Raw genomic sequence first — 5,353 nt, 5'->3', positions numbered from 1 at the left:
TGGACCTTTTTTGTTAAGAAATTGAAACTATATTTCAACTAGCACCACGCGTATATGTTCCTTGTCAGTCAATACATACTCATACAAGCCCTTCGGATAAAAAGCCACCGCCTTGTTCAAGGACACCAGCATCTGCATCTGTTCAATATTGGAAATGTGCGCGCAGCTAGCCTGATACTCCTCTGGCAAGGTCGACAAAAAAGCCTGCCGCAGATAATGCGAATTTTCTTCTGGCATATAATACAAAACCGGCAGGCTGCCAATCTCCGTAAGTGGAAATTCCTCCAGTTTGCTTAACTGATTCAAATCGCTGACGCCCATGATCATCTCATTCTCATACACGTCCACGCTTGCTAACTCCGGATCATCAACCACCAGACCCGGATCCCCGTAATCCAGCACCGTCGCCAGATCCACCAGGCCATTGGCAATATCATTCAGCAAATGGTCGATACTTTCATGCACTATGCTCAGCTGCACTTTTTCATCTAAAAAGTCATATAGCTTCGCCCTCAGCAAAGCCCCGTCAAATGGCGAAAAATACCCGCAGATCAGCCGCTGCTTGGTCGTTGACTCGTAGCGCAAAGCATTAACGTTCACGCTAAACTTCTGCAGCATGTTTCTGACATATATGTAAAAATCCATACCAACCGGAGTGACAAAAATCTTGTTCTTCTCCCGGTCAAAGAGCTTCAACCCCAGCTCATCTTCCAGCTTCTTCATCATCTGCGACACCGCTCTTTGCGAGACAAACTCGCTCTCCGCCGCCTTCTGGAAGCTGCCCGCTTCAACTACCTTGCAGAACATCTTCAGCTTTTCAAAATCCATCGTTTCACCCTTTAAAAAAATCCACCCGAACTATCCGCTTCGCCTGTGCAAGCGTTTACTCTCTATTAATCTACCCCAAAAGCCTATATAGTTTCAAGTGTAAGTAATAGCAAGCAAGTTTTGTAAGGAGAAAATCATGACGATTGCAGCTAAAGACAAGTATGATGTAGTAGTAGTTGGTTCGGGCGCGGCAGGCCAAGCCGCTGCCTTGACCGCCCAGGAAAACGGCGCCAGCGTCCTCTTATTGGAAAAGGGCCGTACTACTGGTGGCAGTGCCAACTACAGCGAAGGGATCTTCGCCGTTGGCTCCTACCTGCAAAAGGAAAAAGGAATCGAAGTCTCTGGTACTGACGTTTTGAAGGAAGAAGTCGAATATTCCAAGTACAAGGCTGACTCCAGAATCTGGCGCAAGTACGTTGACGCCAGCGCGGAAAACGTTCAATGGCTGGCTGACGAAGGCGTTGTTTTTGAACGGGTTCAAGCAATGGGTGCCGGTGAAGCAACTTGGCACATCTACGAAGGCTTCGGCTATGGCGCCATCCACAAAGCCCTGGAACCGAAATTACTCAAGCTGGGCGGGGAACTTTTAACCTCTACCGCGGCTGTTGCCTTGAAGCTGAACGAAGACGGCAGCAAGACCATCACTCTTAGAGACGAAGCTGATGGCACTACTGAAGACGTTATAGCCAAGGTTGTCGTTTTGGCAGCTGGCGGCTACCTCAACAACAAGGAAATGATGGCTGAAGAAACTGACTATGACTTGAGCCGGATGATCCCTGTTTCAAGCGGCAAGGGTACTGGTGACGGCCTTCGCCTGGGCTGGAGCGTTGGTGGCCGTAAGTACGGCACTGGCATGGCCATGCTCTTTGGCGGCTACTTGGATGACCCAGACCAGCCTTACTTCAAGATGATGTCCAGCCAGATGAACGTCGCTGCCGGCCAGCAGCCTCTTCTCTGGGTCAACGAAGATGGTGAACGTTTCGTCGACGAATCCGTCATCTACAACTTCAGTTACGCCGGCAATGCTCTCTACACCCAAAATGAAGTCTACAGCATTTTGGACACCGGCGTGATTGAAAAGCTGGCTAAGGACGGCAACTACATGGGTCTGGGCGTTTACGTTGAACGCGGACAAAAGATGGACAAGCTGGCTGACGAAATTGACCAAGCTGTAGCTGACAAGAAGCCATTCATCTTCAAGGCTGACACCATTGAAGAACTGGCTGAAAAGACCGGCCTGCCAAAGGGACAATTGACTGAAACTATCGCCCGCTACAACGGCTTTGCCGCTAAGGGTGAAGACGAGGACTTCGGCAAGGATGCTGACTACCTGGTTGCTGTCGAAAAAGGCCCATTCTACGCCTTCAAGCTGAACATCGGCGCCTTCTGCACCATGGGCGGTTTAAAGGTCAACGTCAACAACGAAGTTGAAGACGAAAAGGGCAAGATTATCCCTGGTCTTTACGCGGCCGGCAACGACGCCAGCGGTTTGACTGGTGACACTTACGGCCCGAACATGCCTGGTACCTGCGCCGGCTACGCCTTCTACTCCGGCAGAAACGCTGCCCTTGACGCACAAAAATATCTGTAAGCAAATAAAAAGACTGCCTTTGGCAGTCTTTTTTCGTGCAGTAATACTTGCATCCCTTCCCCCAAAAATCTGCAGTAGGGATGCTTTTATCTTGCTTAATGCAAATCCTCGTATCCTGGCTTGGTCAAGACCTTAGCCGCGTATGAGCAGGTTGCCCGCAGTCTGACGCCTTTTTCCCGGGCGGCAGCAACAACGGTATCAACCAGCTTCCGGCCCAGGCCTTGTCCGCCATAAGCTGAGTCTACCTTAGTCGTCGTGATGATCCAGTGATCACCTTTGTCTTCATAAACACATTGGCCAATCAGCTTGCCGTCGTCATAAACCGCGGCACGCTTTTGGTCCCCTTCAAACTTGATTTCCATCTTATTCACCTAAAATTGCTTCTTCTAGCTCTTCAGCCGAATTTACGATCACAGTTGCCCCATGCTTTTGCAAAAATGGCACGCTTCTAAAGCCCCAATTTACCGCGATTTCATCCATTTCAGAATTCTGTGCAGTCTGGATATCGATTTCCGAGTCGCCGATGTAGACGCACTTGTCTCTTGGCACATCCAAGACCTTGACGCACTCACTGGTCATGTCCGGGGCTGGTTTGCGGCGGATCCCGCTTCTTTCCCCCAAGGCAAAGTCAAAGCTGTCAGGGAAAAGTTCTTCGACCAGGACTTGAACGGCTTCATTTGGCTTGTTGGAAACGACAGCCAGCTTGACGCCTTTTTGGTGGAGATTTTTCATCAAATCCAAAATGCCTGGGAAGGGACCAGTCTTAATCTGGCAGTGGTCAGCGTAGTATGGTTTGAAAACTTCCAGAACCCGGTTAACTTCTGCTTGGGTAACAGCTTTCGGGATCTGTTCATCCTTGGTGCCAAAGGCCACCAGGCTTTCCCGGCTGCTGCCAGCTTCATAGGCCAGGGCCCGGGTGACCGCCACCACAACCCCGCTGCCAAAGAAGTTCTTGATGTCTTCAACCGTAAAGTCATGCCGGTGACCTGTCTTTTCAAACGCGTAGTTCAATGCGCTTGTTAAGTCAGCGCTCGTATCTAAGATAGTGCCGTCCATGTCAAAAATCGCGGCTTCATATTTCATCAGTTTCACCTCGCTTTCATTATACCATCTGGCGGAAAAAATAGGCCTGCCCATATAGAGCAGACCTATTCTCCTCCCTGTTAGCGAGGGAAAAATCGCTTATTCGTCATCGCGCTTCTTGCGCCAAATTCCGCTTATGGCAGTGCCAACCGCGGTCAAGAGCAATCCGAGCCAGGAGAGCTGCTTGCCGCTGGCTTCGCCAGTTTGCGGCAACTCAGCTAACTGAGTCTTCGCCGTGTGTCCGGCTGGGCTTGCGGCTTGCAGACCCTTACCTGCAGTTTGGCCGGTTAAGCCAGGCTTTTGGCCTGCTTGACCAGTTGCAGAAACAGATGGCTTTTGGCCAGCTTTCTTGCTCTTTCCGCTTGTCTTTGGCTTAGTTGACTGCTTGCCAGGGGCAACGGAAGGATGCATGTCAAGCGATGGCACCAGGCGGATGACGAAGTTGTTTTCGCCATTGGTACTTGCAAAGACTGCCTTCCAGATGCTTTCAAGGTTGCTAGTTTCCTTGTACCCTTCCTTCAAAAGCGTTGCCAGCTGAGCCTTTGCTTGGGTAAAGTTGATGGCCTCATTTGGCTTGCCGCTGTCAAAATCAGCCATAAGCTTGATCGTCTTGCCAGTCTTTGCGTCGACAAAGGAGATCGTTGCTTTTTGCTTGTTCGGGTAGTAGTAGACGTTTTCTTGGCTGTCAGCATCCCCGTGGGTAACCTCACGGCTTGTGATCAAGCTGGTGCTTGGCGTGTAGTTGCTGAGCTCTGGCGTCTTTTGGCTTGTAAATTTGTTGCTGGTCCAGTCGCCATAGCTAGTCGCGCCGGTGACCAGGTCGGTCGTGACAGGCCGGGTCAGTTCAGCAGTTTGTTCAACCGCTTCAATGCCGGTTGGCATGTGGTAGTTGATCGTCCGGGTGATGGTCTTCTTTTCGTCTCTCTTAGCGTATGAGTGCACCAAGTGTGCTTCGAAGAGCTGGGTAGGTGCATCAAGGAAGATGGCGTAGGCAAACTTTCTGCCGGAAAGGTCTCTGTTGCCGCTTGCCGCGAAGAGGTAGCCCATGCGCACGTAGTTCAATAAGGACGCGTTAGCAAAGTTGAAGTCGATTGCTTCACCGGTCTTGCCTGCAAGGGATGCAGTAGTGAGCAGCCGGCCAGTCGTGTCATCGTAGATATTTACAAGAGCCTTTGGGTTTTCGCCCGTGTAGTAGATGTCAACCATTTGGTCTTGTGTTGAGCCATCTACAGAAATCTCAGCTACAGAACTTTGGCTTGCAATGTAGCCTGCAACTTCTGGAGTTGTTTTTGCGCTCCACTCACCGCTAGTCCATGGAGCAAAAGTCTTGCTCTGGTCTACGTTGTCGGTCGTAACTACTCTAGTCAGCTGAACTGGTTGAGTTACAGTCTCAACACCATCCGGCTTGTGATAGTTGATCGTACGAGTAACCGTCTTGGTCTCGTTTGACTTAGCGTAAGTGTGAACCAGGTGAGCCACGAATTCTTGAGTAACTTCGTCCGTGTTATCAAAGTTGGCTGAAGTGAATTGGCCGTTGGTCAGATCACCATTACCAACTTCTGCCAATGCGTAGCCCTTGTTTAAAAGGCTCTTCAGCGATGCATTAGGCTGACTGAAGTCGATCGCTTCTCCCGTCTTGCCCGCAAGGGATGCGGTAGAGATAGGTTTCCCGGTCGTATCATCGTAGATATTCACAATTGCAGATTGGCCATTTGCACTGTAGAAGACGTCAACCACTTGGTCTTGGGTTGAACCATCTACAGGAGTCTCGGCTACGGAGCTTTGTCTTGCAGTGTAACCGGCAATCTCTGGAGTTGTCTGTTCACTCCATTGACCACTAGTCCACGGATC

Annotated in this window: 5 protein-coding genes; 1 reads left to right on the top strand and 4 read right to left on the bottom strand. The window is 50.4% G+C overall.

Going from position 1 to position 5,353, the window contains the following annotated elements:
* Positions 1-27: 27 nt before the first annotated feature.
* Positions 28-828 carry a LysR family transcriptional regulator gene (locus ACI32D_RS09085; RefSeq protein WP_439776251.1) on the bottom strand — a complete coding sequence of 267 codons (801 nt, stop codon included), beginning with the start codon at positions 826-828 and terminating at the stop codon, positions 28-30.
* A 136-nt stretch (positions 829-964) separates the two neighbouring features.
* Between ACI32D_RS09085 and ACI32D_RS09080 the strand changes: the two genes are divergently transcribed.
* On the top strand, positions 965-2,419 hold the full coding sequence (locus ACI32D_RS09080) for an FAD-dependent oxidoreductase (protein WP_439776250.1): 1,455 nt from the start codon (positions 965-967) through the stop codon (positions 2,417-2,419).
* A gap of 95 nt (positions 2,420-2,514) precedes the next feature.
* On the opposite strand, the gene ACI32D_RS09075 is transcribed toward ACI32D_RS09080, so the two are convergent.
* From ACI32D_RS09075 to ACI32D_RS09065, 3 genes are all read right to left on the bottom strand, one after another.
* The gene (locus tag ACI32D_RS09075) at positions 2,515-2,781 is read right to left on the bottom strand and encodes a GNAT family N-acetyltransferase (RefSeq protein WP_439776249.1); all 267 of its coding nucleotides are present in this window, start codon (positions 2,779-2,781) and stop codon (positions 2,515-2,517) included.
* Position 2,782: 1 nt separating this feature from the next.
* Positions 2,783-3,502, bottom strand: a complete 720-nt coding sequence (locus ACI32D_RS09070) for an HAD family hydrolase (RefSeq protein ID WP_439776248.1) — start codon at positions 3,500-3,502, stop codon at positions 2,783-2,785.
* A gap of 99 nt (positions 3,503-3,601) precedes the next feature.
* Positions 3,602-5,353, bottom strand: a 1,752-nt coding sequence (locus ACI32D_RS09065; protein WP_439776247.1) for a mucin-binding protein, incomplete at its 5' end; no start/stop codon positions are given.

It is taken from the genome of Lactobacillus sp., assembly GCF_051873315.1.
Classification (GTDB): domain Bacteria; phylum Bacillota; class Bacilli; order Lactobacillales; family Lactobacillaceae; genus Lactobacillus.
Note: the sequence above shows the minus strand (reverse complement) of the source record. Positions and strands in the feature narration are given on the sequence as shown.

Excerpts from the sequence above, each read along its gene's own strand:
- ACI32D_RS09085 (WP_439776251.1), bottom strand. The coding sequence starts at position 828 with ATGGATTTTGAAAAGCTGAAGATGTTCTGCAAGGTAGTTGAAGCGGGC.
- ACI32D_RS09075 (WP_439776249.1), bottom strand. The coding sequence starts at position 2,781 with ATGGAAATCAAGTTTGAAGGGGACCAAAAGCGTGCCGCGGTTTATGAC.
- ACI32D_RS09080 (WP_439776250.1), top strand. The coding sequence starts at position 965 with ATGACGATTGCAGCTAAAGACAAGTATGATGTAGTAGTAGTTGGTTCG.
- ACI32D_RS09070 (WP_439776248.1), bottom strand. The coding sequence starts at position 3,502 with ATGAAATATGAAGCCGCGATTTTTGACATGGACGGCACTATCTTAGAT.